The following is a 1,025-nucleotide window of genomic DNA, read 5'->3' as shown; positions in this document are numbered from 1 at the left end:
GGCGATTCTTGATGACTTCGCGCAGCTCGTCGACGACGATGGCGCGTGGCCGCTGCAGAGCTCTCTTCGCAGTGTCTGCGATTACGTTCTCGGAAAGATCGGGACGGCGCTGGAGCCGGGGTCGACCGATGCCGACGCAACCGCGTACTGGGAGGTGACCAACCTCCTCGCGAATCCGTCGCTCGAGGTCGATGCGGCGAATTGGATCCAGGTCGGCGGAAACCCTGCTCTCGCCCGCATGGCGCTGTCCTCCGCTCCGGCGGGTGCCTACGTACTCCGGGTGACCGCTGCAGGCGTGAACGCGCTCGTGGCGCCGGTGGCCGCACCAAGCGATTTCTCAGTCGTGCCGGGCAAGGAATACACGTTCAACGCCCACGTCATCACCTCCGGCACAGGGCGCATGGCTGAGGCCCGCCTGCAATGGCGCAACGCCAACGGCACGGTCGTGGTCTCGACCGTCGTCGGAACCCCCGTCGCGACCTCCTCCGCCGGCTATGTGCGCCCGACCATCTCCGCCGTCGCCCCTCCCGGCGCCACGCACGTCCTCCCGTACATCGCGATCACCGGCACTGTTTCCGGTCAGATTCACTTCGTCGACGCGGCAATGTTCCACGAGGGTGACCGTGCTATCCCATACCACGACGGTTCGATCGCACCATCCGGGTACACGGTCTCGTGGCAGGACGTCGCGCACAAGTCCGCCTCAACCCGCACACCCCTCGTCGAACGTCGCCCCGAGGCCCTTCGCTGGCCTGCCGGGACATCCGCGCTCGCGTTCCTGCACCCCCTCGTGCAGGCGGCCGGCTTCCGGCTGGTGTGCAACGAGGCGCGCGAGTGGACACTCCGCGACGCCGCGTGGCGCGAGCCCGGGGCGCAGACCTACCGGTACGGAGTGAACATCATCAACGGGAGCGAGGAACTCACCCGCGACTCCGAAGCCTGGTACGACGCCGCGGTCTTCCGCTACACCTGGACCGATCGCGACGGGATCACGCACACCCGCGACGACACCTACGCACTCACCC

At 67.6% G+C, this 1,025-nt stretch carries 1 protein-coding gene; it reads left to right on the top strand.

Going from position 1 to position 1,025, the window contains the following annotated elements; translation table 11 throughout:
• Positions 1–1,025: hypothetical protein (locus tag ABT300_RS44370; RefSeq protein WP_351688924.1), on the top strand; the 1,025-nt coding region annotated here is incomplete at both ends.

The sequence above is a fragment of the Streptomyces sp. NPDC001027 genome (genome assembly GCF_040299045.1).
In the GTDB taxonomy this organism is placed as follows: Bacteria; Actinomycetota; Actinomycetes; order Streptomycetales; family Streptomycetaceae; genus Streptomyces.
This window is presented reverse-complemented; position numbering and strand designations above follow the sequence as displayed.